This window comes from Methylacidiphilum kamchatkense Kam1 (assembly GCF_007475525.1).
GTDB classification, from domain to species: Bacteria; Verrucomicrobiota; Verrucomicrobiia; order Methylacidiphilales; family Methylacidiphilaceae; genus Methylacidiphilum; species Methylacidiphilum kamchatkense.
Window position 1 is genome coordinate 1,638,423 of record NZ_CP037899.1, and the last position, 26,529, is coordinate 1,664,951.

Here is a 26,529-nt window from a genome sequence, read left to right on the forward strand (position 1 = left end):
CTCCTTTTTGTTGGAGAACTTTAAGAAGGTTGGCACGCTCTATCTTGGGGGAAAAAAGAGAGAGGGGGAGGATGCATGCAAAGAAAACTCGAAGCAAAGGAATACCTGGATGAGTTGGCATATGATTCTCATCTGGCTAAAAAAGGAAGAGAAGGGCTAAAGAAAATTAACTACCTAATGGGAAATTTTGTATGGTTTAAAAAAAGGCTTCGGCAGGTAGTCTCTTCACAGGGAAACGTGCACTTCCTAGAAATAGGCGCTGGCGATGGGTCCATGGGAAGATTCCTTTATGCCGATCCGTTGTTAGAAAAAAATCTACTGTTAACTGGAATCGATAGGATCCCTAGGCCACAACACTGGCCTGTGCATTGGCTGTGGTTTCAAACCGATCTTTTTGATCTGATCGACACTGGTACTTTTGTCCCTGGAAGCTACCAAGGCATAGTAGCCAATATGGTGCTGCATCACTTTTCGTCGGCTCAACTGGCTAGGATCGGTAACTGGATCCGGCAGCTTGCTCCCCTTTGCCTTTTTTGTATTGAACCCCTCCGTTCTCCTCTTTCCCTCTTCGAACTGTTCTTGCTCAGATTGGTTGGACTCAATCAAATTACCTTCCATGACGGCTGGCTAAGCATCAAGAGTGGGTTTATGGGGATGGAACTGCCTGAGTTTTTAAATCTCAGTCCCAAACAGTGGCAATATAAGATCGATGTCAGCCTTTTGGGAGCTTACCGGTTAGAAGCCATAAAAAAATGAAACCGATTACGATCATTGGCGGAGGACTAGCTGGCTTAGCATTAGGCATAGGCCTGCGTCGTTATAAGATTCCAGTCGCTGTGTATGAAAGAAACGATTATCCGCTTAAGAAAGTCTGCGGGGAATTCCTTTCAGGGCTGCCTCAAAGGGTAATCCAGCAATTAGGAATCATGCCGATCCTCAATCGTTTTCCGCTCGCTTCATCGGCCAGTCTATCGATCGGAGATAGTAAACCGACCCTGCTGCGTTTCACATTGCCCGTGTATGTAACCGCTCGAGAACGGCTAGACACAGAGCTTGCACAACTTTTCGTGGAGCATGGGGGTAGCCTCTATACAAAAACCCGGTGCGATCCTATCCCTCATCAAGAAGCCGTTGTCTTGGCTACCGGTAAAAAGCCGATGGGTGGACCCTGGATCGGACTTAAAGTGCATCTCCAAGGGATTGAATTAACACATGAGCTGGAAATGTATGCAGCCAAAGACGGTTACGTTGGGCTTTGCAAAATCGATCATGGCACCGTTAATCTTTGTGGGTTATTCAAAAATAAGAAATTTTCGGCTGCGTCTAAAAAAGAACTCCTTGCCTCTTATCTTAAAGCATCGCAGTTAGCAAAGCCTTACGAATACCTAGAAGAGGCCAACTTTCTGGAGAAGAGTTTTGTAGCCATTCCTTCTTTTTCTCTCGGGTTCCAACAGACTACGTCTGAACCTATGGTAGCCCTGGGGGATGCCTTTGGCGTGCTCCCTCCTTTTGTAGGAAACGGAATGGCCATGGCTATGGAATCGGCTGCTTTAGCCCTCGATGAGCTCATAGCCTACGGCCAAGGCTCCAAAAGTTGGACAGAAACGACAAGGCAAATCCACCAAAAACTGAAAAAGGCCTTTGCCCTTCGGATCACCCTTGGCCTTTGCTTGCATCCTTTTCTTTTTAAGAAATCTCCTCTCCAATCGGTACTGATCAAAAAGCCCATCGCTTCCTTTCTGTACACCCTGACAAGATCCATGGAGTCTTAGTCAAACTACTGGCTACGAATACAGGGAAAATCCAACAATTCGTTTAGTCTCCTGACCGCTCCTAAACTATATTTTATGCATAAAAAGACTATGATACTTCAATCCATCTGCTCCATGGTCCCCGAGCATGGCTATACGCAAGCTGAATGCTGGGAAATTTTTGGCCAGTCCATAGCGGCTAAAACCCTGAAAGAGGCTTCTTTGGAGTTAGTAAAAAAATTCTACTTGGAGATAGTTGGATTGAACGGCGGTATTTTGCTGTGGACCCTATCGAGTCCGTCTTTGAAATGTCGGCAGAAGCGTTAAACAAGGCCTTTGAAAAATTAGCACCTGCACTGGCTGCAAAATCACTACAAGCTGCGCTGGACCAATCTGGACTCAAGGCCACAGAACTAGACGCCCTTTTCGTTTGTACCTGCACAGGCTACCTCTGTCCAGGCCTTTCCAGTCACATTGCTGAAAAAGTAGGGATGCGATCCGATAGCTTTTTGATAGATATCGTAGGCCATGGCTGCGGAGCAGCGTTACCTATGCTGCATTCGGTCAAAGGTTTTCTGAAAGAAAACCCTGATTGCTACGCTGCTGCCATTGCCGTAGAACTTTCCTCTACCGCTTTCTACGTGGACGATGATCCAGGATGTCTGGTTAGCCTTTGTATTTTTGCTGATGGAGTCAATACAACCCTATGGCACCATACGAAAGAGGGGTTAGGATGGCATTGCAAAGATTTTTTATCGTTGCATCTTCCAAAAAATCGAGAAAAGCTAAGATTCGAAAACGCTTTTGGGAAACTCCGTAATAAGCTTCATCGAACTGTGCCTGTGCTTGCCACAGAAGCAGTATCCGAACTTTATAACAGATTCGAAAAGCATTCTCAAACTGATTCAAAAAGGCTTATTGCCCATCCGGGAGGAAAAGAGGTATTGATCGAATTAAGAAAAGCCCTGCCTTGTGACAAATTCGAAGAGAGCGAGGCTGTTCTTAAAGCTTTTGGCAATATGAGCAGTCCTTCGGTTATGTTCGCCTTTCAGAAGGGAATTGAATCTCAGCCAATAGAAAAGGAACTTTGGTTGTTTAGTTTTGGTGCAGGCTTTTCATGCCATGGGTGTCGTATCGTGATGATGCATTGAGCGGATGGTTGTGGACAGAACAATCACTTTTCAGAGGACTAATGATGGCATGGGAAAAGGCATCAAATGCCATTTGCAGCTATCTATAAGAATACTTCAATCAAAGATGCCATAAAGAGTTATTGCTCCCCCAACACTTCTCAAGAAAGACTCTAGGCTATTCCCTAGGCTAAAAGCCTATCAACCAATCGGTCGCATGGAACGAGCAAAACAGTTCCGGAAAGCCCTAACCAAATCTATTGATCCAATAATGAAGGAGGCGTTGGAAAAAAAGATCTTTTAAGCCAACTTTTTAAGGCTAAGTCCAGAAACCATAGCTTTTTTTTGCTAAGTTGCGGACAACACAACTGCCTGATTTTCTCCTCCTGCCAAGCACATTCCTCAAGCTTTCTAAAAGGCATACGCGGTTAGTTTGGCTGCTATCTCTGCAGAGGACTCAGCTTTTCCCCTATTGTTTTTCCCATAATATTTCCCTATCTATTCTCATTTTTTTCTTTAAAAAATACCTCATTACTTGGTATAGACGATATAATATGTGATATCAAATTCAGTCTTTAGATTTCTACTGGGAAAGATAGCCATGCATAGACTTCAAAGAGAAATTAGAAAAGTTTTACTACCAGTACTCAGTTATATCTTCTTTTGGGCAGCGTCGTTTCTTCAGGCAGCCGATTATTATGATCCAAACCCGCCTTTTGGATTGGAGCAACTTAAGCCTGTGGAAATCAAAGATCCCCTAACCCAAAAAACCATCCAAGGCTATCAACCTAAAAATCCCTACAACATTTTCATCAACTATGAGCTTGGGATGCATTGTGTCGGTTTTGATATTTCCTACTGCTGTGTCATTCCCCCTTATAACTCGATCCAAGCTCAAGCCGTTGCCTCCGGCCTCAATGGAACCCTTCCAAAATTGCTAACCCCAGAGGACAAAGTCAAGCTCTATTACTATCTCAAAGACAATAGCTATTCGGAAGGCAACAAAATGAGATACTGGTCCGTTTTAAAAGACGTTAACGGCAACGGGAGCCTTGCTGACCCTGGGGATAACATGGCGAATTACGTCTGGGAACACCTTTTTATCTATAAAGATTTAGAAGGCACTCTGCCCAAAGACTGGTCGATTAAAAAGCGGATCCATATAGGAAAAGATGTCATGGTGCCAATCGATGCAGGGCCTTCCGGAAAGCCCCTTGCGGGAGGCTATCTTGAGTATGCCCCCGATAACGGTGGGAATATCGTTTTTACCGATTCGATGATCCCAGAAGTGAAAAATATTGCCATTAAACTAACTGCTTCGAATATCTGGGATGCTCTTGGCTTGCCGCTGACTGCGTTTAATGATTCGGTAAGGAAAGGAACTATTCGAACGATCACTGATAAAGATTTTCAACCTTATCAATATTCTACCGTGCAATTGCATGACGATTCCGGAAACCCGATTACCGTCGAAGGGAAAAAAGTCGAATTTTTTGGGACCAATCCTGTGGATATTCCTAACTGTGTCATGTGCCATTCAGGAGATGGCAAGGCAGCGAAGCTTTCCAGACAAGCTGGCATTGTCCTTTTTGAAAAAGAATACGAGTACTGGAAAAAGAATTATCCCGATGAATCCGAATACATGGCAAGGCTTTCAGCCTCTTCCATTAATCTGCTCGAACTCCACGATAAGATGTTTAAAACCAATTTCTTAAAAGACTATAACCCGAATGCTTCTTCGAATCGGCTCGGATCGGTTGGATCTGTAAACTGCGCCGACTGTCATGGGGATAACGTTTCTGGAAATCTTCAGGAACCAAGACCCGGAACTACTGGTTATAAAGCTGTCAAAGCAAAGCCTCTGACCGAATCTATTCATGCCGTACATGCGAACTTCCTAGCTGATATGAATGATAAAGCCGGCCGAACCGTTAGCTGTCAGGCCTGCCATCCTACGCACTGGACTAATCCAAACATGAATAATTTTGATACGAATCCCTATCAGATCATCGATTCTAACGGGAACAATAAATACGCGAATGCTGATCAAAGGACTGCTGGAGGCGGGTGCTATTTAAGAAGGGATGCTCATACGAACCCGGCTGTCAAACCACCGTTCTTTTTGAATTCTCTTGGGAAGTGGTATTTGGAAAACGTCAGTACTAGAGATGAGAACGATCAGCCGGTCTCGGAGCTCCGCGGGCTTACCTGTACGAATTGTCATAATCAACTTTCTCATGAACTCTATAAGTATGACGATCTGGATAATGCAGTCAGCCAGGAAGGCAAAACATTAAGGAATAAGAGTGTCGATGAAATCATCAAGGTGCTAGCTGATGGAGATTCTAAGCGGTTTGCGGATATGGCTGATCCGAGAATAAAAGACGGAAATAATCCGCTTTATGAGTTTTTCAATAATCATCAAGGAGCTACCCTAGTAAAGGCTACAAAGGATAGCAAAGGCAACTTAAAGCTGTTGGCCTGGAACGCCAAAGAAGGTGTGCCTGTGCCCTACGAAAAGGCATCAGGAGGGAGCGATTGGTGGCTTGCGCCTGCTGAACCAAAGTGTGCAAGCTGCCATGCGGCTCCCTTTGTAGAAAGCATGGGAGGCAAATATTTCCCTGTCGATCAGCCTCGTAAATACTCGCTTTACCGGTTTTCGAAGGCGCACGGTAAAATTGCCTGTCAGTCCTGTCATGAGTCGATCCATGGGCTTTATCCAGTCAGAGCTGAAGGAGAAGAAAACACCGTGGATCTTACCACCCATAAGCAGGCTCTACAGTATTCACCCGATGGTCGGTATGCAGGCCCCGTCAGCTGTTCTGCTTGTCATACCGTCAATGCAAAAGGAGTGCCCGTTCAGCTCGTAGGTACCGAATATGAAAATGATTACTGGGCTTCTGTTGTGCTCCTGCACTTCATGCGCGAAGGAGACGAAAAGTTGCCAATCAAAGAGCTGATTCAGAAATATCCCTATCAAAAATCAAGGCAAATTGTCATTGAAAGCTGGAAATAGGTTGTTCTTGTCACCCTTTTTATGCCGCTTGCATCAAAGCAGCCTTGGCGCTTTCCTCCCCCCCTTTTTTGCATAACAACTTAGCATCTTAATTGGTGTACTCATACATTAAATTAGGCTTGTAGTTTTCTTTATAGGGAAAAAGGATTTTTAAAATTCGTCGGTGGTAAGGATGAAGTCAGTAAATAAGATAGCTTGTTGTTTCTTTTTTGGGATCTTCTTTTATGCATTGATTGCCTCTGCTTCTCCGATTCCTAAAGAAATACGTAGGGAAGCTAAAAATCAGCCTTCTTTTGAGTTGCTTTTAAAGAACCCTGAATCCTTTAAAAACCGTTCGGTGCTACTAGGAGGAGTAATTATAGAAAATACGCCCTTAGAAGATCGTACAGAACTCCTCATAGAACATAGAGAACTAGGTAATTCAGGAAAACCTAAATATTCATCCAAAAATAAAAAGAGGTTTACAGTAGTCACCAAGGATTTTCTGGATCCAGAAATTTATGCCCAAGGCCGCCTTATTACGGTCTACGGAAAGGTGGGGAGCTTACAAAAAGGAAAAGAAAAACAACTCCTTCTCTATGCCAATTTTATCTATCTCTGGCCAGAAGACTTTATTCCAAGCAGTGGATGGTACTTGGGAATAGGACCAGGGTTTTTCTTTTAAATCTTTATCTTGTGCGTGCTTGTAAATCAATTAGCTATTCGGCTAAGCATTGGCATAGCGCTCATAAACTGATTAAAACTTGGGCATTTGTTTTTCACCCAAGCCATGTCCAATTGCTCAGCTATTCTTTTGGCTGCCTTAGCCGTATAGACTTGATTGGCTTTGGAAAATAGGATTTTCAGTTGCTCTTTGGGATCTAGAAGTTTTTAAGGGCTGTGAATTCCTTCACACTAATCCTTAATACTTTTTCAAGAGCAGTATGATCGGCTAGCAGCCAAGCTTCTAACATAGGGACTACAACCACACATTGAACAGGTCGAGTAATTCTTTCCCTATTTTTTCTTACTTCAATTTCCATGCTTTTTTATAATTCATCTGGATCATCCTGCTCAGCGTCAGTAACCCAGATAAACCCATCTACATCGTCGTCCATATTTGCATTTAATATTGCTATCGCTTTGCTGAATTGGCGTGGAGGGGATTTACGGATTATTGGTTTCTGATTTGGGAATTGTCTCTTAATCAAAGCATTAATGACTTCATTATCATATCGCCCATCAACAAGGATTCCAATACGTCCCACTAATCCTCCCCCTCTAGCGTTCCTGAATAAAAGAGGTCGCCCAAACCAAGTTCCTCACGGGAAAGGACTTCTTGAACTTCTTTTTTCATTTTTGGAGAGCTGATATGCGTAGCGCCTTTCTTTTTGGATGTAATTAGAAGGTTTTCTATATTAACGTTATTAATCAGATGCAGAGAATGCGTCGTAATCAGCAATTGCGCTGCTTGTGGTCCAAGCTCCCTTTGGCGTTGTAAATAGACTTCGACTAGGCCGTCTATTAGATAAGGATGAAGAAAATTTTCAGGCTCTTCTATACAAAAAAGAAAAGCTCCTAGCTCGTTAGGTGCCAAAATAAGAGCAAGAAAAGCTAAACAAATAAGCTCGCCATCGGAAAGTTGATAGATAGAAATGGGTACTTCCTCTAGATACTTTTCATATACTGATAAAAGCACAGGCCCATAAGCAGTTTGAGAAGTTTGTATATCCTTGATCTGAGGAAGAAGATCGGTAAGGGCTTGTTTAAACCGATCAGAAAATTGATGATTCTGTAGCAATAAATGCAACCAGCTTGAAAAATTCTGACCATTCTCTAAAAGAAAAAAGAAAAGGGATCAGGACACCAAAGTTGGGTTGTCTCATGAAAGTGGGGATAAGTTGATAGAAGCGCCATTGGCCAATATATTGACGGAAGATTGTTCCTTCAAAACCTTCGACACCAAAGACTTCTAAAAAAGATTTTTCGCTTGGAAATGTTGTGTTTAAAGGAAGCACTTTAGGAGTTAGGGATTGAAGGATTCCTCGTTCTGCTTCAAATATTGGCTCTTTCTTTTCTCCTTCCAAACGGTATAAATGTTCCTTACTTACTTCTACGCTATGGGATGAAAAACTTTCCTCAACCGAAAGACCATATTCATAACGAACCAATCTTTTCAAATCCTGTCTAAACCATTCAATTTCTATCTCAATGCTAAAAGAAAGCGCCTTACTTCCCTTCCAACAAAGCTCAGGCATTCCTCCATATTCACGAATAGCTTGCTGCACGCCCACTCCCATTGGAGGAGGACTAAGGGCACGGATCAAAAACTTAAGCACACGAAGTAGGTTAGTTTTCCCAGACATATTAGGACCAACAAGAACGTTGACTTGTTGGAGCTCAAGGCGAGGAAGGGATTGAAAACTTAGGATATTTTCAAGCGAAAGTCGTCGGATCATAAAAGAAATTGCTTCAAAAAATAAAAAATAATAAACTTTACAACTATTTTTTTAGTCTATTGTATTGCTGTAAGGACTTTGTAGTTCCCCCTTTTTTTGGTTTTTCAACAGCATCTACCTTTTGCTCACCATCTTGCAGTCCTTTTTTCATGGTCTCTGTCAGAGAAGAAACAATAACCATAGCTGTCTGCTCATCAGGCACATCAGCAATCCATTTACCTTTAGAATCCATAATGGCATACAAGTGAGGTTGATGTGTTGATTTTTTCCATATAATAGGTAGTTCGAATTTCATTATATCTCCTATAAACTAGACTAGTTTTTTTATAAATATAATTATAGATATTTAAATGCAAGAAATTTTTAGAAAATTCCGATTTTCTCTATTCTGAATAGATTCTAAAAACTATTTATTTTAAAAAAAATTTACTTAAAACAATTTTGTATGCTTAAAGATAAAATATAACAAAAATATTCTTATCGGATTTTTTTAAAATACTTGTTTTAAAAAAACCTTTTTATCCAGCAATAGACTTGTTTAAAAGAATCGCATTAATAAATTTAATGATATTACAGCCCTTTTTTGTCTATTTTTATAGGCATTTGATAAAGCTCTAATAAAAGAAAAAATGATGAATTATATAAAAGCATACCTTTAAAAACCTCAATCTAATCCAAGAAAAAAACGATTTTATTTTGATATTGCTACCAATAGCTATAAAAAAGAGATGAAAATAGGCCCTTACATTTCTATTTTTTTTAATCGTAGGTCCTATGCTTTATTCAAAACTACAGCTTTATTTGCTCAAGATTGTTTTGTTGTTAGTAAATAGAAAATTTTTTGTTTAGAAAAAGCTTGCTATGGAAGTTCTGAATCAATCGACCATTGATCTTGATCGTTACTTTAAACGGATTCATTATAAAGGAGATTGCGCCAGAAGTCTAAACACCTTATTTGATCTTCATCTATCCCATACACAACACATTCCTTTTGAAAATCTCGATATCCTCCTTGGGAAAAGTATCTCTCTTGCATTACCAGATATAGAAAGAAAGCTTATTAATAATAAAAGAGGTGGATATTGTTTTGAACACAATCTGTTATTTGCTCATATCCTCAACATCCTTGGATTTCCTATAACTAGGTTAGCTGCAAGGGTTCATTACCGGACAAATAAAATTCTTCCTAGAACCCACATGGCGCTGCTCGTCCACCATGATGGATCCAATTGGTTAGCAGATGTTGGTTTTGGTGGCCATGGCCTTCTGCTTCCTCTTCCTTTAAAGGAAAACGTAGAAACCACTGCTTTTGGTTGGACTTATCGAATAAAGAGGATAGGACACCTCTGGGCCTTAGAGCTTCTTCAAAAGGAAAGCTGGTCGACTCTCTATTCCTTTTCAGTAGAACCTCAAGAAGAAATTGATTACAAAATAGCAAACTATTATGTCTCCACTCATCCTGATTCACCTTTTACCCACACATTAATCGTTCAATCGGTCTGCCCAAAAGAACGGAAGATATTGCGTAATAAAGTATTTACAGTCCAAACTCCTTCTTCCTTATTCCAAAAGGAACTGAAAGATGATGAAGAGCTTCTAGAAATTCTCTTAAATGAATTTGGCCTATCTTTTCCTCCCAATACAAGATTTACTTTCAAAGAATAACAAGGATCTACTAATCCCTTTTCGGCTGACTGCCTCGACATAAACCTTTAAGCCATATGCTGATCTTCTTCAGGTACTCTAGAAATTTCTTTACTTTGAAACGTAGAGACCTATTTTTCAGCTGCTTTTTATAATTTTCTAGCTCCTCTTTGCTAGGAGGATGCATAAAAAATTTTATAACCTGTTCGTTATATTTTGGAGCCTGAGAAATCGGTAGCTCTTCTTCTTTATCCCCACCATATGTTTTTAAGAGATTAGAAAAGATATGTACTAGAAATTCGTAATAAACAGAGGATACATGTAAGATTAACTTCCCCATCTTCTCAATTGCTTCTTCCCATTTTGTTTTATCCCACTTTTCCATCTCCTGTCTTTCCTTTTGATCGATTGGCTCAATAAGCTTCTGAAAAAAGGCGATCGTCGATAGAAAAGACAAATAGTCTCCATCATGATCAGTCAAGTAGATCGGCAGACATGGGGTTTCTTTCTTCACAATTGGTGGCCATTGGGCTGGAATCAGAGAAGCTTGATAATGAAAGGCAAAGTTATTCCGGATATGTCTGATATTGCTTATAATCTTTTTATTCTCTGTCAGAAGTTTTTCCAATTTTTTTCTTCTATCAGCGGTTTCTTGGCAATCGCGACACAGTTTTTCGACTAACTTTTTGAGGTTGGTATGCTTTTTGTTATTTTCGAAAAACAATTGGATGCCTTCATAGATCTTCCCAGCCAGGATAGCCAAAAGAATACTTCGCAATGTGACATTGGCCTCACATTCAGCATTCTCATTAATTTCGCTTAGAGAAATCATAAAAAGCTTTCGGAGCCAATTAGCTTCGTTGAGAAGCCAACCGACTTGGATAATCGCTTCCTTTATGTCAGGACGAAAACTTTCCAATTTGTTTATTGAATATTGAATGACTGTTATTTTTAATGATTCTGATGGCACCATTTCCTACTTTCTTCAAAGGTTTAAGTAATTCAAGTGTCAAAAACTCATTTATAGCCCAGAGATTTTCGATTGAAAAAATTTTTGTCCTTACATACAAAGACAATTTCATACGATTTTATCCACGCTCAAAAAATCTTGAAAAACAACCCTCAAAAAAATTCAAAGTTCTTTGTGTCGGACCAATTACTCTCCCAAAAGGTCATATTGATTTATTGGAAGCTTGGAAAAGGCTTAAATTTAAAGATGCCGACCTGATTCTCCTCGATTCTATTGATCATTTAATGAAACCTATTTTATATCAGTATAAATATTCTTTTATTAATATAGAACCCTGTTCCTGGGAGAAAGTATATTCTTATTATCATCAAGCTTCCGTTTTTGTTCTTCCTTCAATTGAAAATAGATTTGGCTATGTAATCCATGAATCGATGGTAATAGTTTTTCCTATAATTGCAACAACTAATACTGGAGCTTCAGGTATTCTAGAAACAAGAATGAACTTTTTAAATTCCTTTAATTAAGTATTACTTAAATCTATGCTTCTTGAAGAGGTTCTCAACTGTCCAATATGTAATGATAAAGGCAAAATAGAAATAAAGGATGCTGAAGATCCATGCTTTGATATTGAAGGAAAGTGGAGCTATAAACGCTGTTTGAATTGTTACTCTTTATACATGGATCCTCGTCCGATTCCTCAAGAAATTCCTAATTTATATCCTAAAACTTATTATACTCACAATTCTACGGATCCGGATCCATTTAAACCTCATTCTATGAACTTTTTTACTCAGTTGTGGCATAAAATCTGGATTGCTTCACTATGTTCAATAGGGTATAAACTTCATTTAGAAGCCAAGAAACTAAAAAGTTCAATCGTTGGTAATCTTTTTTCTCTTCATCCAATGATTAACCTGGAAGCTAAAAGACAGTGTCGTTTTTTAGAAGCAAAGAAAGGAAAAATCCTAGATGTTGGCTGTGGAAATGGGCAATTTCTTTATATTATGAGAGAACTTGGATGGGAGGCAGAAGGAATTGAGCCTGATCCCTTAGCTGCAAGAAAAGTGATGGAGATTGGAATCAAGGTCATTCAGTCTACAATAGAAGAAGTTGAACTTTCAAAAGAGACTTATGATGCCATTACTCTAAACCATGTCATAGAACATCTCACGGATCCTTTTTCTATTATCAAAAAGCTCGTTATCGCTCTTAAACCTGGAGGCAAACTGGTCAGCATTTCTCCAAATCCAACAGGAACTTTAGCTAAGAGATTTTTAAAATCATGGCGTGGACTTGACTCTCCAAGGCATCTAGTTTTAGTTTCTCCACAAGGTTTTTGGCATATTCAGAAAGAACTAGAACTAAAAGGAGAAGTTTTTACTCTTTGGAGGGGAGAAGTCGGTACGTTAGCTGCAAGCAAAATGCTCAAGACACAATCTAGTGTAAAGAATTCTATTATTCTGTCCTTTTCTGACATCCTTTATGGATATTTCTTGGGGACTATGGAAAACATTCTTTTTTCCTTTTTCTGGAGAAGAAGTCGTTTTCATTGCTAAAAAATAAACTAGGTATGGTCTCTTTACATTTTACAAATAAAATAATGGTACTTTCCTAATTTTAACCTAAGAAAAATTATTTATAAAGTATGAGAAATAGCTATAAAGTAGGGATTATTGTGGGAACATATAACTCAGAAAAATATATCATTCCATTGCTTTTATTTTTTCAACAGTTGACTTTTAATCATCATATAGAGAAAATTGTTTTTGTTGATTCAGCACCTACAGATAAAACAGTTGATCTTCTAAAAGAATATAAAAAGGATTCTCATAATAGTCATGATATAAATATTCTGCGGTTAAACGCGAATAAATGCTATGCTTACTGTCTTAATCAAGGAATAGATGCTTTTGGTCAAGATCTTCCTAACTATCTACTCTTTTCTAATGCGGATGTAATTTATCCTCCTCATTATCTAGATGATCTATTCGAAGAGCTCAAGGGTTATGAATCTTGTAACATAGGGATAGTTGGATCAAGCGTGCTTGTGCCAATTGATAAAGAAAAATAGCAAGAAGAAAATATTCTACCTAGAAATCTCTGAGGTATTCCTCAATATAGGGATAAGGATCAAAAAGTATACTTTGTGCATTCAACCCATGGCTGTAGTCTTCTAGTCAAAAAAGATGTTTTGGAAAAAATTGGATATTTTGACGAAGATTATTTTCTATATTGGGATGAAATAGATTTTTGCACAAGAGCAAGAAAAGCCGGCTTTTCTATTGCTATTGTCAATAGACTTTCTATACTTCATCATTCTGATGAAGTTAGAAGTAACTCTTTGAATAAATCAAAAACTTTTTTATACTATCAATATTGTAACCAATTTCTCTTTGCTAGAAAAGTTTATGGACCAATTATTGGAACCTTATTTATAAGTATTCGTTTTGTTGTTTTCTTTCGAGAGTTTATCAACCATATATTAAAAAAGCAATGGATTTATGCAAAAATCATGACTTTGGGGTTCATTCGAGGCATATTGAATGAAAAAGGGATTTCTAATATTCCTTTGTAATAGCATATAGTAATCTACACTATATTTTTTATGCTTAATAACACAGTAAGCAGACCAATCAAAGTTGTGCATTTGGTTTCTCATCCAATTCACTATTTTATTCCTCGATATCGAGAACTTCATCAAAGAAAAGATATTTCTTTTACAGTGATTTATTATTCCCTAAAAACAACAGGAAAACTCTATCAGAAAGATTATGGTAAGGATATAAATTGGAATGTTTCTTTTTTAGAAGGTTATCAATGGATCGAATTTCCTAAAAGTAGCATAAGTGATCTCCCACAATTTTTCTTGAATCCAATAAGAACAGATATTTTAACCCATCTTTGGAATGAAAAATACGATATCCTCTGGATTCATGGATATTATCTGATCACAAATTGGATCGCCGCATTCCTTCAAAGAATTAATAAAAGAATAGCTTTTATCCGTACTGAAGATGTACTACTACATAAGAGAAAAACTTGGAGAAAAGTAGTAAAATATTTTCCATTAAAAATTCTTTTTTCACAGGTATATGGATTATATATTGGAGAAGCAAATAAAAAATATCTTGAATATTATGGAATCCCAAAAGAACGGCTCTATCCAGCAAGCCATGGTGTTGACAATCATTATTTCCAGTTACAATACGAAAATTTATTTCCTCTTAGAGAAAAAATACGAAAAGATTTTGGGATAGTGGAGAATAATCTCCCAGTGATTCTTTTTTGTGGTCGATTTGTTGAAATGAAATGCCCACTACTACTTTTAGAGGCATTTCATAGAATATCACCTTTAATCCCATGCTATCTTTTGCTCGTTGGAGATGGGCCTTTAAGAGAAAAAATCAAAGAAAAGATCAAAAATGATAAAATTAAAAATGTTATTATAACTGGTTTTCTAGATCAATCAGAAATTGCAAAGGCTTATGTTGCTGCAGATCTTTTTGTTTTACCTTCAACAAACGACACCTGGGGCCTTGTGATTAATGAAGCAATGAATTTTGGCCTTCCCATAATAGCCTCAAATTTGGTTGGATGTGCTCAGGACCTTATCAAGGAAAATTGTAATGGTTTTCTTTTCCCTGCCAATGATGTTGATAAACTAACTGAATGCTTAACATCCTTTTGAACGATGCTTCTCTTCGAAATAAAATGGGGAAAGCAAGTACAGAAATTATAAAAAACTACAGTATACAAAAAATCGCAGACCAGCTGGTCTTTGCCTTTAGAAAAACAATGAGGCTTAAAAACAAGAGAAAATTAGGATCAGAATTAAACGTGAAACTACACCAAGATTTAGAAGCCTATTAAAGATAAATCTAAAAGAAAATGAATATTCTTCTAACGAGCTATTCGTTTTGGCCTCGAATTGGAGGGCTAGAAACTTTTGCTCAATTACTTGCCCAAGAGTTGTATAATCAGACCCATTCTATTACTCTACTCACATCTGTTGATTGTGATGAGAAAAATCCTTTCCCTTACCAAGTGATTCGCAAAATAGATCCCTTCACTGTTTTTTATGCCACAGCACATGCTGATGTGATTTTGCATAATCATTTATCTATCAAGCTTTGTTGGGCTTCCGCTTTATTAAATAAGCCGTATGGTGTTATCATTCAAAATTGGCTTTCTTTTAAGGGAATTAAAGGCCTACTTTACAAATGGATACTTAAAAAAGCTAAAATTGTTATTGGAGTTAGTAAAGCAATAACTGATCATCTCCCTTACGGAGGGATAGTTATACCCAATGCTTATGATCACAGAATATTTTGCTTACCTCTGGCAGAAGATCGCCCGAAAGATCTTCTTTTTGTAGGAAGGATGGAGCTAGATAAAGGTGCTCAGAACCTTTTAAAAGCGATTATTCTTTTAAAACAAGAGAATATAAACTTGACAGCTACTTTTGTTGGATATGGTCCAGATGAAAATAATCTTAAAATTCTTCAAAAAGAATACCACTTAGAGAATGAAGTAAGTATTTTAGGTCCAAAAAATGCCCAAGAAGTAGCAAGCCTTATGCAAAAACACAAAATCTTGGTTGTTCCTTCTAGGAAAGAACCTTTTGGAATAGTTGCCCTAGAAGGCATTGCATGCGGTTGTGTCGTAATTGGTACTGAAGAAGGAGGGCTAAAAGAAGCCATCGGTCCCTGTGGACTTACCTACCCAAATGGTGATATCAATCAATTAACATACAAAATTAAAGAGCTTTTAGGAAACCCCAAAAAAATGTATACATTAAAATCAAACGCTAAAGAGCATCTTAAAAAATATACATCAGAAGCTATTGGGAAATTATATAATGATTTACTTTCCACAATCTTGTCAAAAGAATAGAATTCAAGTATTAGAAAAAAAGAAGATTTTGCTAAGTAATCTTCTTATTGTGATCTATGTTTTGCTTTTGACAGAGGGAATTCTCAGAAAATGGATTTTACCGGAATTTTCTAGAATTCTTTTTTTTATCAGAGATCCCTTTGTAATCTATACTTACTGGCTGGCCATGAGGTTAGGCCTATGGCGAAAACCTAATTCTATATTTCTTCCTGGCCTATTTCTTATTGGAGTAGGCATACTATTAGCGATTTACGAATCTTTTTTTGCTGAGATTTCCCCATTATTTGTTTTGTATGGTCTAAGAAATTATTTCTTATATTTGCCCCTGCCCTTTCTTATGGAAAGAGCTTTATCAAAAGACCAACTCGATAAAATTGCTAAATGGACTTTGATTTTTACCATTCCAATGGCACCACTTTGTTTTTTTCAATCCATATCCCCAGCAGATTCTCCGATTAATGCAGGCTTTGCTGAAGATCCAGAATTAACATTTAAAAATCTTGGGGTAAGTGGAGAAATAATGAGAGCTCATGGGACATTCACCCAAGCTGGGGGGTTAGCTCTTTTCATTGGTAGTGCTTTAGCTTTTTTTATCTATGGACTTTCTAAAAATAAAAATCAAAAACTTTTTAATAGCTACTTATTATGGATTACAGGTATAGCAATCTTAGCAACCTTATTAATTTCAGGCAGTCGCACTGCTTTTTTTCTAACTGCGATAGTGTTTTTGGGATCTATAATCGCTAGTTTGAAATCACATTCAAGTAAGTTATTCGCTCAATTAATCATATTTGTAATTATTGTGGCTATTGTTGGATCATTTTTATCTTTCACCCTATTCTCCAATAATATCGAAGCCATGTATGAGCGATGGACGGGCGCCACAGAATATGAAGGTGGTTATCTTGCAATTGAACGAATCGTTGGAGACATTGTAAGATTTTCAGAAATTATTGATAAAGTGCCGCTCTTGGGTTTTGGTTTAGGAACAGCTGGCAATGCTTTTACAATATTTCAAGGTGAACAAAAATACTATGTTGAAGATGATTGGAGTAGAAACATTTACGAATTAGGCCCTATTGTAGGCCTTCTTTTCTTAATGTACCGAATAACTCTTTTTGTTTATCTTGGTTACAGATGTTGGAAAGCAACAGGACTTTTAAAGAATCCTTTGCCTTTTATTCTATTTGCTTTTATTATCCCTATCCTATTCAATGGCCAAATTACTGGACAGGGAACAACCAATGGATATGCGTGGATTTTCACAGGATTTTGTTTGATAGCTTCTCAGATCAATCAACCTGTCACAAAAGTTAGAATTTCCAATCTTTCTGTTTCAAAATTAAGCTTCTAGCCAATAGGATATCTGAAACTTAATTTATTAATTTATCATAGAGATCTGTTCCGATGAACCGTCATGAGACCAAAAATGATTATGCCATTATGTCATTTGGAAAGAAAATTTCATTCGCATCCCATCAGGATTAGATTTAGAAATACTTTCTCTTGGTAATATAGAAGCAATTATTTCAGATATTTGTTGAGAGCATAAGAAATATTATTTCACAGTTATCTCCTAAGTCATTGATTTTGTAGATCAAAAGGCTAATATTTTCTCATCTCAACCATGATAAGCAATGTAGAAACTTACTTTCTCATTCACTCATCACAAGATAAAAAGAAATCTATGGTGATTTTTAGAAAAAAATGGATTTAATCGAAAAAATATAATCGATATTTTTGTTACAAAGGATAGGGATCTTCTAAAAAGCTATTTAGATAAATGAGAATTCTTACAGTTATATGTAGTCTTTCCTTGCGGCATGGAGGACCTTCATTGGCTTGCCTTGACCAAAGTAAAGCATTGGCAAGTCTTAGACATCAGATTACAATCTATACCACTAATGATAACGTCGATTCTCTTTCAGATATCCCTCTAAAACAACCTATAAACAAAGATGGCTATCAGATTTATTTCTTTCCTTTAACTTATGCGTTTATAGCTCCATTAAGAAAATATTACTTTTCGATTCCACTCATGCAGGCTTTACATAATACCATATCCCTATTTGATCTTGTCTATATTTTTTCCTTATATCGTTTTCCTCCTACAATAGCAGCTCTTTATGCTCGTTCATTTCGTGTTCCTTATATAATGAACCCACATGGTTTTTTATATCCCTTTTTATTTAGAAAAATCGCCTATTAAAACTTCCTCATGAGCTTTTTTTTGATTTTCCTAACTTACATCATGCTTCTGCTATTCATTATACATCACAAGAAGAAAAAGAATTAGTTTCTCCATTAAAAATAAAATCTCCAGGAATAATCATTCCTCTAGGAATTAAAATAGAAGAATATCAACACACTCATAAAGGAAAATTTCGAATTCTGCATCCATATTTATTAAGACAGAAAATTTTGCTTTTTATGGGAAGGATTAATTTTAAAAAGGGACTAGATCTTCTCATTCCTTCCTTTGCTCGTATCATACAAGAGTATAACAATATTCTTTTCATTGCTGGTCCTGATAATGAGGGTTATGGAAAGAAAGTATCCGCTTGGGTTAAACAATATAATCTTGAAAAAAAGTAATATTTACAGGGATGGTTACTGGCGATCAGAAAATAGCTTTACTCTCTGATGCGGATATTTTTATTTTGCCCTCCTATACGGAAAATTTTGGAATAGCAGTTGTTGAAGCTCTGGCCATGGGAACACCCGTCATTATTTCAAATAAAGTAAACATTTGGAGAGAGATTAGGGATGCAGACGCAGGTATTGTAGTTTCATGTAATGTCGAGGAAATTACTAAAGCCTGTTTAGATTTATTAAAGGATGACACTAGGAGAAATGCTATGGGAGCTAATGGAAGAAAATTAGTAGAAAAATGTTTCGTTATTGAAAAAACAGCAAAAATGCTCGAAAAACATTTTATGCAGCTTATCAATTCCAATAAGTCTCATAAGAATAAACCATCTGATGCTACCCAAAAGATGCCAAGTGCAACTTCTATTTAAGAAGGTTCTATTTAAGAATACATTGTGAAATCTATTAACATCTTTCACATACCATTTTCTATAGATTTTTTGAATTTCTCTCAAAAATCTTTAGAACATTTAAAAAAACACGTAAATAATCTCTTTCCATTATGGAGTTCCTATGGACTTGTTTCTATATCAAATGCTTTAAGCATGCTTATCTTAGTGGCGAAACTACCTCAGAATATTTTCGCTGCTTATATAATTACTCAAACAATATCATTTTTAGTGAATGCATGGACAGATAGTGGAGTATCAGCTGGAATACAAGTTTTATCTAGCCAAGAACATAATAATAAAAAGGTGTTTGAAGCCTACAAAAAGGCCGGAACGGCTCTTTCATTAAAGCTCATTCTCGTTATGGGATGCATTTTATGGGGACTAATCTTTTCTTTCCATTTAAAAGGAAATTTCTTTGAAAAAATTCCATTTGTATTTATTAATCTAAGCTTTCTCGTCGGTTTATTTCAAAATCGTCAATCTTTTTGTCTTGCTTTCCTATATGGACTTGGTAGGTTTCACTATTATAGTTGGCTCCAGGCTTTTAGCCCTCTTTTACGTTTTTTTCTATTGGCAATTTTACTATTCTTTTTTAACTCATCTTTTTTTAATTTAAGTTACCTTATTGGTATAGATCTTCTTTCATATGGAATAGGGTGGATGATTTGTGGTTATTCCTTAAATATTGTTCAAAAGCATCTTATTAACATTACTGATTCTTTCCATAACTACGTATATATTCCAAAAGAATTATGGCGTTTTGTCTTTCCTTCTCTTCAAGCGGGTATTCTTCTTTCTCTTGCTCATACTAGTGGAATACTATTTGGCGCTTTATTTGCAACAAGTACTGTTGTAGCCATCTATTCTTTGTTTCAGAAACTCAATCAGATTGTTATGCTAGCAATAGGACCTATAAATAACTATTTATGTAGAAGATTACGTCTCATGCAAAAAAGCAATGAGAGATTTCGAAAATCAAATAGATATCTTTTTATGTTATTATTTCTGTATCCTTTTTTCTTTTTCTTTTTTATATTATTTATATAATAGCAGGAAGATTAATTCATCATTATGCTTTCAATTATCCAAACACTTTTTTAATTTTTTTAATAGTAATGTTTCTTGGAATCACTTATGCAACAATGGACGTCATAATCACTGGTTGGGGAATAGCATATCATCGACTCATCAGTTCTTGGTTAATAGGTGGCAAAGTTCTTATTCTATTTCTTTTGAAAGCCCAATCTGCTACAACGCTTTTTATTATTGATGGATTGTTTTTACTCATTACTGATATAATACTTATCATTATATACATTCATATTGGAACTTCTAAAAAATATAATATACCATCACAACATGATATATGAATATTAAGTCATATATTATTTTCATATTTGCTTTTAGTCTAATGTATAAAGGTTTTTCAGTTGGTTTATGGCAGGGATATTCACCTTTATGTATGGTTTCTAACGAAACAACAAGCTTCCTAAAATCAGACTTTATTATTACCAATACTCAAGGAATTCAGGAAAAAGCTTTTTCTTCGGGACAGCTCCTTGACATCTTCTTTTGGAATTCCCAAATAGGTTGGACTTGTGGTTATGGCGGAGTTTATAAAACCATTGATGGAGGGAAAACATGGGAAAAAATGAAAGGAGAAGGTGGTTGGTATCATGTCCAATTGACTGGTCCTCAAGAAATATGGCTTCTTGAAGGTAAGCATGGGATGGCTTGGGCAAGACTTTGGCATTCGACGAATGATGGCATAAACTGGGAAGAAATTCTTCCTGATAAACTTCAGGGATTTGGAGATTTGTATTGTAGAGGGCCTGTTCGGTTTGTACTTTGCAATGATTTTCCTAGTTATTGGAGTATTGATGGAGGAAAAACATGGAATGAAAAGACTTTTTTTGGTTCTTTAAAAGTTTCTATACCTGGAGACGTGAAAGAATCCACTGGTTTTGTTATTTATATTCTTGGAGCAAAGAAGCCTTCATTCTCACCATATTTATTAAAGAGTAGTGATTGTGGCATAACTTGGAATGAAATTCTTCTTCCTCCAAATCTGCCCAATCCGCATTCTCTTTTTTTGCAACAAGTTGGAAAGGATGGATAGGATTGGCTTATGGAAAAATTTTAGTCACCGAAGACGGAGGAGCAAGCTGGAGACTTTATCAACTCCCTACTCAACGAGCGGTAAAGGCTCTTTGGTTTGACCAACTTGGAAGGGGATATGCAGCAGTAGAAAATGGAAATTATCTGAAATTAGCTGAGTCTTTGTTCAAAACTGATAATGGAGGGAAAAGTTGGAAAATCGTTTTATCTGGCGCTAAACAAATCAGCTCACTTTTTGGATTAAGCACTGTGAGGATTTGGGGAGCTGGATTTTGTCCAGGAATTCCTTCTACAGATTTAATTTTCCTTTCCAACACAGAATAGAAGGAATCAAAAAAATGGGTTTATTTCTTTGTTTAAAGCATAATGATAATAAATTCCAAATTTAAAAACTTCTTCCTAATTCTTTTCATATTAGAGATAAATTTTTTATATCCTACCATTTACAGCCAGCAAACGGAGAATGACACTCTTTATTCTGTTCTAGCAAAGAATCCTGTAATTATTGATGGAGACTTAAAAGAATGGGACCTCTCCGGAACAGTTCTTAGCTGCTATGATTGTTCAACTCTCAAAGACTCTCATTCTGTAGAAATAGCTTCAATGTTCGATCAAAAAAATCTTTATTTTTCCTTTCGATTCAAAGATTTCACACCAATGGAAAATTGGATAGATCCCTTAATTGATCCTCAAGGGGGATGGAAAGGAGATGCTGTACAAATTCGAATCAAGACATCATCAAACATCGTTCATATCACTTCTTGGTTTTATACTGTCAAACAACTTCCTTGGGTTAGCCTTCATTATGGGATGTGGGACAAGGATCCAAAAGCTTTTGATATTAACGATGGGAGCAAAATAGGCATTCAAGTAGCCTTTAAGAAAAATGAGGATGCAAAGGGATACAACCAAGAAATTGCGATTCCATGGAAAGTTTTAGGAATCAGCATGGATAGTGTTAGCCAATTTCAATCCATACAATTGTCCTGTGGACTAGAATTTTTTTGGGGCAATGTGAAAGGGAAAAATTGGCCCGAGCATCGATTTGCACACTTAATTAATCCACAAAATCCTCATCGTTCTTTTTTTTGGACTGACCCTACTGCATGGGGTCAAATTAAATTAACTAAAGCATGTCCTGTTCTAACGACTTTTCATAAGCAAAAAAATTTTCAATTATATCCAACAAAAGAAAAAATTCCTATTTCCTACGATTTGCCATTCGATAGTCATGTTAGCCTAGTGATTGAGGATCAAACAGGCCATAGATTAAGAAACCTTATAGGAGATGCCCCTAGAAGAGCTGGGAAAAACATTGATTGGTGGGATGGGAAAGATGATTATGGACAAAAATTACCTCCTGGAAAATATCTCGTTAGAGGACTTTTCCACAATCCTTTTAAATTGCGATATGAATTTTCTTTTGGAAATCCGGGTAATCCCCCTTGGCTTACACCAGATGGACAAGGAGGATGGCTTTCCAATCATGAAAACCCCTTAGCCATAAGCTGCGATAAAAATTCAATTTATGTTTCTGCTTTAATGGCCGAAGGAGCTTGTACAGTTATGGCTTTGGACTTGGAAGGACACAAAAAATGGGGCAATGGCGGAATTGCCGGTGGTATGTTAGCTAGACTAGGACCATTCCTATACATGGTTGTTGGCGGATCGTGCAAATATTATGACATTCCTGCTGGAGAAATTAGGTTAGTCAGATTCAATGCTGAAAATGGAGAACAAGTTTTATTTAAAGACAATCAACCCTATATAACCATTTATCATTTTAATCCTTCATTAAACCCTCCTCCCCCAAGAGAACCAGAAGGAGAAGCAATAGAAAATGGCAATTTGGATGCTAAATGGTGCCAATTACAAGTAATGGGATTTACCTCCAATAAGAATCGACTTTATTGTTCTTTGTTTTATGAAAACAAAGTTCTTGTACTTGATGAAGAAGGTCATATTCTCCGTTCATTCCATATTGAGCAGCCTACGGGAGTTGTTGCAGATGGGAATGGAATAGTTTATGTGATTAGTAATCATTCCATTTTAAAGATCAATCAACAAGGAGATATATTTCCTTTCATTACATCCGGACTTGATCATCCTATAGGTCTTGCTTTGGATCAAGAAGGAATGCTCTACGTATCCGATTGGGGTAGGTCAATGAATGTAAAAGTATTTTCCAGAGAAGGAAAACTACTTAGAGAAATTGGTAAACATGGTGGAAGACCTCTTCTTGGGGAGTATGACCCTCAAGGAATGTTTTTACCATTTGGAATTACTATTGATGAAAAAAATAGATTATGGGTTGCAGAATGGGACCAGTCTCCAAGAAGGATTAGTGTTTGGTCAACCCAAGGGAATTTTTTAAAAGAATATTGTGGATCAACTTTTTATGCTGGTCTAGGGTGCAATATCAATCCTTTTAATCCTTCTGAAGGAATAGTGATGGCAAATAAAGTGGATTTAGATTGGCAAAAAGGTCAATGGAGAGTAGCAAGCACATTATGGCGATCGAACAAATCAACTGCTTTATTTGGTCTTGGTCCTGAAATGTACCATCAATTTCTTTCAATTGAACAAAGAAATTTGATCGTTAGTGGATTTAAAAATTACCTCTGCATATCAGAATTGAAAGAAAATGGATATGCCAAACCGTTAACAGCAATGGGAAAAATCAGTTATTTTTTAAAAGAGAACTTTCGTCTTCCCAAATTTATTTCTGAGAAACTTTTCGCTGATCCGATCCAATTAAAATGGGCAAAAGAAATGTTCCCATCAATATTCCTAGGAGAAGGATGGAAGAATAGTAAAGAAGGAAACTATCAAGGACGAGAGCAATTATGGGACCTCCTGAATTATGAATCGCTTTCTAGAGGATATCCTCTTCAAAATTCTTTTCTATGGATTGATCTAAATGGAGATGGGCTTGTGCAAGAAAACGAACTAGAAATCTTTTCAGAAGAAGAACTTGGAGGTCCTATTTTTAGGGGAGAATGGTGGGCTCCTGTTATAGGCCCTGATCTCTCCAGTTTCTGGATCAATCAAAATAAAGATGTTGTTTCGGTTTGGAAAATTCCCTGTGAGGGATTTAATGATTCAGGCTCTCCAATATATAGCATAAAAAAAGCAAAACGAATTTTTGGGTTATTTCGGCCTCCTTCCAATGATGAACCACAAGGTTGGTGTGATTCAAAAGGAAATCTCCTTATCAATCATGATCCCCTAGAAATGCTCACCCAAGATGGGAAAGTGCTGTGGCATTATCCTAACCCTTGGTCAGGAGTGCATGGTAGTCATTCCGCTCCACAAGCTTCTCCTGGAAGATTAATTGGTCCGCTTTATGTTATTGGTTCTGCTATCTTAGAGAATGTTGGGGAGATATTTTGTATTGCTGGAAATTTGGGAGAAAGATATTTTTTTACTACTGATGGTCTCTACATTGGCAGTGTATTTAAAGATTGCCGAGCTGCCCCGGATACTCTTCCTCAAAAACAAATGCGAAGAATAGAAATCACTGATACTTCGGCAGGTGGAGAGAGCTTTGGGGGTCAATTTTTTAAGAATCCAACTGATAATAACTTTTATCTAATTGGACCCGTCAGTGATGCAAGAGAATGTTCAGTTGTTACAAAAATCGAAGGTTTAGAAACAATTAGTCGACTTCCTTCTCAATCTGTATTAATAAATACTACTAACGACGAGCCTGAATTGGGCTTGAAAAACAATCCTTCAAATACTTTTTTAACTATCACACCTCTTTCTCATAACCTAGCAGGTAATCCAAATCCAAATCTGTTTCATTGGGAATCAAATGAGGAAACAGCTCACTGGAGTTTTGATTCAAATCATCAAGCTTCAGCAAGTTGGACTTTTGATAAAGAATATTTTTATATTGGATTTCATGATGTTATGGATGAATCCCCTATGATCAACTTTGGGAAAAACCCATTCCAACTCTTTAAGACTGGAGACGCTGCCATTTTTGAATGCGGACAATCTAGAAATATTTCAAAAGAATCAATAAAAATGGGCGATTTTAGACTTGTTTTTTCCGTATATCAAGGCAAACCAATCGCCGTTATCTATCGCTATCTAGCTTCTGGATCAAAAAAACCTATGACTTTTGCGTCCCCAATTGGATCAACAACAATTGATCAAGTAAAAATTCTTAATGACGCTAAAATAAGCATCATAAGAGAAAAAGATAGATACAGTTTATATGCAACGATACCTATAAAAGAGCTTGAACTTGATTTTTCACATGAGGAGAAGTTACTAGGAGATTTCGGAATTATTTATTCAGATAAATATGGAACAATCGATTCTTTAAGAATGTATTGGTCCAATAAAAATACAGGAATGGTTAATGATTTATCTATTGAATCATCTATTGATCCAAAACAATGGGGAATATTTTGGATTAATAAATAATTAATCTTTATATTATTTATAATAATTATTAAGTAATAATTGATACTTATTTGTTTTGAAATAAAGATATTATGCCTTCTAATTCTACAGCTCCTATAAGTATAAAAGAAAAAATACGTGAACTCTTCAATATTTTATGCATGCGTTTACATGAACCTAAAGGAATTGATAGCATGCAGAGATTATTTGATGATTTAGACGAATATAACGAATTGCTTTTTAAATTCACAGGAAAAACTATAGAAAATTCACGTGTTTTTGAGATTGGTTTCGGAGCTCGACCTTTAAGAATGGCTCTTCTTCAAAGTTATGGTGCTCATGTTAAAGGAGTGGATTTGGATATTCCTTTTCTTCACGGGAAGTTTTCTGAAATTATAAGAATATGGAAACAAAATGGAAGTGAAAGAGCAATTAAGTCATTTATTCGTTATTACCTATTTGATCTTTCCGAAAGAAATACTTTAGCAAAAGCTATCGAATTACATGGAAAAAAAATGAATTTTTCGTTCTCCAATGAAAACCTTTTTTTTTGTGATGCATCTGAATTAGAATTTCAACCTAATAGCTTTGATCTAATAATTTCTGAAGATGTTTTTGAACATATAACAATGCCTTCTCTTCTCAAGCTTATCCCAAAAATAGCTCACTGGTTAGACTCTAATGGACTGGCCTTAATTCGACCAAACATCTATACAGGGATCAGTGGAGGACATCTTACCGAATGGTTTCCTTCGACAGTTAATTGCGAAATAAAACGAAAAAGTGAGCCTTGGGAACATCTTAGAAAAAATAGATTTCGGCCAAATACTTTCCTTAATAAGCTTTCACGAAAAGATTATCGGGCTTTATTTTCTCAAAGATTTTGTATATTAGAAGAACGGGTCAAATATCCTTACCTTGGAAAGAAGTGGTTAACTCCTGAAATTCAACACGAACTTAGAGAATATTCAGAAGACGAACTTTTTTCTAATACAGTACTTTTCGTTTTAAAACCCATAAAGTAAGCCAATAGACGACATCTTTTTATCAAAATATACTTATTAATAAATTGCTCTACTAATCTTGACTATACATATCAGTTTTTTTATTAA

General features: G+C 36.6%; 25 protein-coding genes and 1 pseudogene. 20 read left to right on the forward strand and 6 right to left on the reverse strand.

Features of this window, described 5'->3' with window-relative positions:
- The first annotated feature begins 75 nt into the window (after window positions 1-75).
- The 5 genes from kam1_RS07615 (at window position 76) to kam1_RS07635 (ending at window position 6,561) form a co-directional block, all read left to right on the forward strand.
- The gene (locus kam1_RS07615) at window positions 76-756 is read left to right on the forward strand and encodes a class I SAM-dependent methyltransferase (protein WP_039720495.1); all 681 of its coding nucleotides are present in this window, start codon (window positions 76-78) and stop codon (window positions 754-756) included.
- Window positions 753-1,772 (forward strand): NAD(P)/FAD-dependent oxidoreductase, encoded by a 1,020-nt coding sequence (locus kam1_RS07620; protein ID WP_039720494.1) that lies wholly within the window; start codon window positions 753-755, stop codon window positions 1,770-1,772. The genes kam1_RS07615 and kam1_RS07620 overlap by 4 nt, the downstream gene beginning before the upstream one ends.
- Before the next feature lie 260 nt (window positions 1,773-2,032).
- Entirely contained in the window at window positions 2,033-2,902 is an 870-nt protein-coding gene (locus kam1_RS07625) for a beta-ketoacyl-[acyl-carrier-protein] synthase family protein (protein ID WP_235276586.1), read from the forward strand.
- A 580-nt stretch (window positions 2,903-3,482) separates the two neighbouring features.
- Entirely contained in the window at window positions 3,483-5,897 is a 2,415-nt protein-coding gene (locus tag kam1_RS07630) for a hypothetical protein (RefSeq protein ID WP_039720493.1), read from the forward strand.
- Window positions 5,898-6,069: 172 nt separating this feature from the next.
- Window positions 6,070-6,561 (forward strand): Slp family lipoprotein, encoded by a 492-nt coding sequence (locus tag kam1_RS07635; RefSeq protein ID WP_039720492.1) that lies wholly within the window; start codon window positions 6,070-6,072, stop codon window positions 6,559-6,561.
- A 196-nt stretch (window positions 6,562-6,757) separates the two neighbouring features.
- Here the strand turns inward: kam1_RS07635 and kam1_RS10170 are convergent, their stop codons facing one another.
- From kam1_RS10170 to kam1_RS07655, 5 genes are read right to left on the reverse strand one after another with little or no spacing between them, the layout of a single operon-like run.
- The gene (locus tag kam1_RS10170; protein WP_161792013.1) at window positions 6,758-6,919 is read right to left on the reverse strand and encodes a DUF4276 family protein; all 162 of its coding nucleotides are present in this window, start codon (window positions 6,917-6,919) and stop codon (window positions 6,758-6,760) included.
- Between the two features lie 6 nt (window positions 6,920-6,925).
- Window positions 6,926-7,144, reverse strand: a complete 219-nt coding sequence (locus tag kam1_RS07640; RefSeq protein WP_039720490.1) for a hypothetical protein — start codon at window positions 7,142-7,144, stop codon at window positions 6,926-6,928.
- The gene (locus tag kam1_RS07645) at window positions 7,144-7,686 is read right to left on the reverse strand and encodes an AAA family ATPase (protein WP_079254213.1); all 543 of its coding nucleotides are present in this window, start codon (window positions 7,684-7,686) and stop codon (window positions 7,144-7,146) included. The genes kam1_RS07640 and kam1_RS07645 overlap by 1 nt, the downstream gene beginning before the upstream one ends.
- Window positions 7,652-8,335: an AAA family ATPase gene (locus kam1_RS07650; RefSeq protein WP_039720488.1), complete on the reverse strand. Its 684-nt coding sequence runs from the start codon at window positions 8,333-8,335 to the stop codon at window positions 7,652-7,654. Before kam1_RS07650 ends, kam1_RS07645 begins: the two co-directional genes overlap by 35 nt.
- Before the next feature lie 43 nt (window positions 8,336-8,378).
- A complete protein-coding gene (locus tag kam1_RS07655) occupies window positions 8,379-8,630 on the reverse strand; it encodes a hypothetical protein (RefSeq protein WP_039720487.1) in 252 nt (83 codons plus the stop codon).
- Window positions 8,631-9,196: 566 nt separating this feature from the next.
- On the opposite strand from kam1_RS07655, the gene kam1_RS07660 reads away from it, so the two are divergent.
- Window positions 9,197-10,000 (forward strand): arylamine N-acetyltransferase family protein, encoded by an 804-nt coding sequence (locus kam1_RS07660; protein WP_039720486.1) that lies wholly within the window; start codon window positions 9,197-9,199, stop codon window positions 9,998-10,000.
- Between the two features lie 10 nt (window positions 10,001-10,010).
- Here the strand turns inward: kam1_RS07660 and kam1_RS07665 are convergent, their stop codons facing one another.
- The gene (locus kam1_RS07665; RefSeq protein WP_143958353.1) at window positions 10,011-10,952 is read right to left on the reverse strand and encodes a hypothetical protein; all 942 of its coding nucleotides are present in this window, start codon (window positions 10,950-10,952) and stop codon (window positions 10,011-10,013) included.
- Between kam1_RS07665 and kam1_RS07670 the strand changes: the two genes are divergently transcribed.
- From kam1_RS07670 to kam1_RS07725, 14 genes and pseudogenes are all read left to right on the forward strand, one after another.
- Entirely contained in the window at window positions 10,943-11,473 is a 531-nt protein-coding gene (locus kam1_RS07670) for a glycosyltransferase (RefSeq protein WP_235276583.1), read from the forward strand. The genes kam1_RS07665 and kam1_RS07670 overlap by 10 nt on opposite strands.
- A gap of 15 nt (window positions 11,474-11,488) precedes the next feature.
- Window positions 11,489-12,505, forward strand: a complete 1,017-nt coding sequence (locus kam1_RS07675) for a class I SAM-dependent methyltransferase (RefSeq protein WP_052250362.1) — start codon at window positions 11,489-11,491, stop codon at window positions 12,503-12,505.
- Window positions 12,506-12,594: 89 nt separating this feature from the next.
- A complete protein-coding gene (locus kam1_RS07680) occupies window positions 12,595-13,020 on the forward strand; it encodes a glycosyltransferase family 2 protein (RefSeq protein WP_039720484.1) in 426 nt (141 codons plus the stop codon).
- 120 nt (window positions 13,021-13,140) lie between these two features.
- Window positions 13,141-13,524, forward strand: coding sequence for a glycosyltransferase family 2 protein (locus tag kam1_RS07685; RefSeq protein ID WP_143958354.1), 384 nt, complete (start codon window positions 13,141-13,143; stop codon window positions 13,522-13,524).
- Window positions 13,525-13,590: 66 nt separating this feature from the next.
- The gene (locus kam1_RS07690; protein WP_172616764.1) at window positions 13,591-14,637 is read left to right on the forward strand and encodes a glycosyltransferase family 4 protein; all 1,047 of its coding nucleotides are present in this window, start codon (window positions 13,591-13,593) and stop codon (window positions 14,635-14,637) included.
- 281 nt (window positions 14,638-14,918) lie between these two features.
- Window positions 14,919-15,842 carry a glycosyltransferase family 4 protein gene (locus tag kam1_RS07695; RefSeq protein ID WP_235276581.1) on the forward strand — a complete coding sequence of 308 codons (924 nt, stop codon included), beginning with the start codon at window positions 14,919-14,921 and terminating at the stop codon, window positions 15,840-15,842.
- A gap of 28 nt (window positions 15,843-15,870) precedes the next feature.
- A complete protein-coding gene (locus kam1_RS07700) occupies window positions 15,871-17,196 on the forward strand; it encodes a hypothetical protein (RefSeq protein ID WP_235276579.1) in 1,326 nt (441 codons plus the stop codon).
- A 429-nt stretch (window positions 17,197-17,625) separates the two neighbouring features.
- Window positions 17,626-18,051, forward strand: a complete 426-nt coding sequence (locus kam1_RS10745) for a glycosyltransferase family protein (protein WP_244946021.1) — start codon at window positions 17,626-17,628, stop codon at window positions 18,049-18,051.
- Window positions 18,052-18,272: 221 nt separating this feature from the next.
- Window positions 18,273-18,862, forward strand: a pseudogene (locus kam1_RS10750) (glycosyltransferase).
- Between the two features lie 24 nt (window positions 18,863-18,886).
- Window positions 18,887-19,930, forward strand: a complete 1,044-nt coding sequence (locus kam1_RS07710; protein WP_172616765.1) for a hypothetical protein — start codon at window positions 18,887-18,889, stop codon at window positions 19,928-19,930.
- A gap of 415 nt (window positions 19,931-20,345) precedes the next feature.
- Window positions 20,346-21,002, forward strand: coding sequence for a WD40/YVTN/BNR-like repeat-containing protein (locus kam1_RS07715; RefSeq protein WP_244946022.1), 657 nt, complete (start codon window positions 20,346-20,348; stop codon window positions 21,000-21,002).
- A 2-nt stretch (window positions 21,003-21,004) separates the two neighbouring features.
- The gene (locus kam1_RS10755; protein ID WP_244946023.1) at window positions 21,005-21,325 is read left to right on the forward strand and encodes a WD40/YVTN/BNR-like repeat-containing protein; all 321 of its coding nucleotides are present in this window, start codon (window positions 21,005-21,007) and stop codon (window positions 21,323-21,325) included.
- Between the two features lie 333 nt (window positions 21,326-21,658).
- Window positions 21,659-25,438: a hypothetical protein gene (locus kam1_RS07720; protein ID WP_370657530.1), complete on the forward strand. Its 3,780-nt coding sequence runs from the start codon at window positions 21,659-21,661 to the stop codon at window positions 25,436-25,438.
- Between the two features lie 173 nt (window positions 25,439-25,611).
- Entirely contained in the window at window positions 25,612-26,442 is an 831-nt protein-coding gene (locus kam1_RS07725; protein WP_235276575.1) for a class I SAM-dependent methyltransferase, read from the forward strand.
- Window positions 26,443-26,529 lie beyond the last annotated feature (87 nt).

Excerpts from the sequence above, each read along its gene's own strand:
- kam1_RS07615 (WP_039720495.1), top strand. The coding sequence starts at position 76 with ATGCAAAGAAAACTCGAAGCAAAGGAATACCTGGATGAGTTGGCATAT.
- kam1_RS07620 (WP_039720494.1), top strand. The coding sequence starts at position 753 with ATGAAACCGATTACGATCATTGGCGGAGGACTAGCTGGCTTAGCATTA.
- kam1_RS07630 (WP_039720493.1), top strand. The coding sequence starts at position 3,483 with ATGCATAGACTTCAAAGAGAAATTAGAAAAGTTTTACTACCAGTACTC.
- kam1_RS07635 (WP_039720492.1), top strand. The coding sequence starts at position 6,070 with ATGAAGTCAGTAAATAAGATAGCTTGTTGTTTCTTTTTTGGGATCTTC.
- kam1_RS10170 (WP_161792013.1), bottom strand. The coding sequence starts at position 6,919 with ATGGAAATTGAAGTAAGAAAAAATAGGGAAAGAATTACTCGACCTGTT.
- kam1_RS07650 (WP_039720488.1), bottom strand. The coding sequence starts at position 8,335 with ATGATCCGACGACTTTCGCTTGAAAATATCCTAAGTTTTCAATCCCTT.
- kam1_RS07655 (WP_039720487.1), bottom strand. The coding sequence starts at position 8,630 with ATGAAATTCGAACTACCTATTATATGGAAAAAATCAACACATCAACCT.
- kam1_RS07660 (WP_039720486.1), top strand. The coding sequence starts at position 9,197 with ATGGAAGTTCTGAATCAATCGACCATTGATCTTGATCGTTACTTTAAA.
- kam1_RS07670 (WP_235276583.1), top strand. The coding sequence starts at position 10,943 with ATGGCACCATTTCCTACTTTCTTCAAAGGTTTAAGTAATTCAAGTGTC.
- kam1_RS07665 (WP_143958353.1), bottom strand. The coding sequence starts at position 10,952 with ATGGTGCCATCAGAATCATTAAAAATAACAGTCATTCAATATTCAATA.
- kam1_RS07675 (WP_052250362.1), top strand. The coding sequence starts at position 11,489 with ATGCTTCTTGAAGAGGTTCTCAACTGTCCAATATGTAATGATAAAGGC.
- kam1_RS07680 (WP_039720484.1), top strand. The coding sequence starts at position 12,595 with ATGAGAAATAGCTATAAAGTAGGGATTATTGTGGGAACATATAACTCA.
- kam1_RS10745 (WP_244946021.1), top strand. The coding sequence starts at position 17,626 with ATGAGAATTCTTACAGTTATATGTAGTCTTTCCTTGCGGCATGGAGGA.
- kam1_RS07715 (WP_244946022.1), top strand. The coding sequence starts at position 20,346 with ATGGTTTCTAACGAAACAACAAGCTTCCTAAAATCAGACTTTATTATT.
- kam1_RS07720 (WP_370657530.1), top strand. The coding sequence starts at position 21,659 with ATGGAAAATTGGATAGATCCCTTAATTGATCCTCAAGGGGGATGGAAA.
- kam1_RS07725 (WP_235276575.1), top strand. The coding sequence starts at position 25,612 with ATGCAGAGATTATTTGATGATTTAGACGAATATAACGAATTGCTTTTT.